Source organism: Dietzia sp. NPDC055343 (assembly GCF_053645265.1).
Genome location: NZ_JBSHMJ010000172.1, coordinates 1 through 1,060 on the forward strand (window position 1 = coordinate 1; position 1,060 = coordinate 1,060).

Here is a 1,060-nt window from a genome sequence, read left to right on the forward strand (position 1 = left end):
GCGGCGCGGATCACGGGCGCGCTCGGCGGGGTCGGCGTGTTCGGTGTCGAGCTCTTCGTCAAGGGCGTCGACGTGTACTTCTCCGAGGTCAGCCCCCGACCTCACGACACCGGTCTGGTCACGCTACGCAGCCAGGTGCTCAGCGAGTTCGAGATGCACGCCCGCGCAGTGCTGGGCCTGCCGGTCGTCACGACGATGTCCAGCCCGGGCGCGTCCGCGGTGATATACGGCGGGATGGACGCCGATGGGGTGGGCTTCACGGGCGTGGCCGCGGCGATGGCTGTGCCGGAAGCCGACCTCCGCCTGTTCGGCAAGCCCTCGACCAGCGAGTTCCGCCGCATGGGCGTGGCGGTGGCCACCGCCGAGAACATCGAGACCGCCCGCGAGCGCGCCCGCAAGGCCGCGTCGCACGTGCGGGTGGTGAAGTAGGTGCCGCGTGCGGTACTGATCATGGCGAAGACTGTGCCCGAGGGGTCCGACATATGACGACGACGAGTTCGCCGATCGACGACGCCCGCGACCTGCCGCGTGAGCCCACTGCACCGTGGATCCGTGTGCTGGCGATCGTCGCGGTGGCGGTCTGGCTGGCGGTGGTGATCTGGCAGTTCATGGTCCTGCCCGACCGGGTCCCCACCCACTTCGACGGCTCCGGCCGGGCAGACGGCTGGTCCAGCAAGAACGGCGCGCTCGCGTTCTCGGTGTTGATCCCCTTGCTGTGCGTGATCCCGCTGCCGTCGCTGGCCCGACTGGTGCTGCGTTGGCCGCAGGCCATCAACGCGCCCAATCGGGACTGGTGGATTACATCCGGCCCACGACTACGCAGGTTCGAGCGGCTGATGCGGGAGGACCTGTGGCTGATCACGGTTCTCACGCTGGCTCTGCTGGTGGCGATCGACGTGGGGATCACGATGACCGCCCGGGCGGAGTCGGATTCCATGGCGAACGGGGTGTTGTACGGCTCGCTCGCGGTGTTCGGCGTAGGACTGTTCGCGGTGTTGGCCCGCATGTACGCCGGTGGCCGCTACGCCGAACAGGATGTGCTCTGAGCAGGCGTTGAGCG

2 protein-coding genes are annotated in these 1,060 nt (G+C 68.8%); both read left to right on the forward strand.

What is annotated here, in order from left to right:
* Nucleotides 1–429 (forward strand): ATP-grasp domain-containing protein (locus ACWIE7_RS19455; protein WP_454070373.1); only part of this gene is annotated, 429 nt, incomplete at its 5' end.
* A gap of 53 nt (nucleotides 430–482) precedes the next feature.
* Nucleotides 483–1,046, forward strand: a complete 564-nt coding sequence (locus ACWIE7_RS19460; RefSeq protein ID WP_454058452.1) for a DUF1648 domain-containing protein — start codon at nucleotides 483–485, stop codon at nucleotides 1,044–1,046.
* Nucleotides 1,047–1,060 lie beyond the last annotated feature (14 nt).

Coding starts and splice junctions, on each gene's coding strand:
- ACWIE7_RS19460 (WP_454058452.1), top strand. CDS start 483: ATGACGACGACGAGTTCGCCGATCGACGACGCCCGCGACCTGCCGCGT.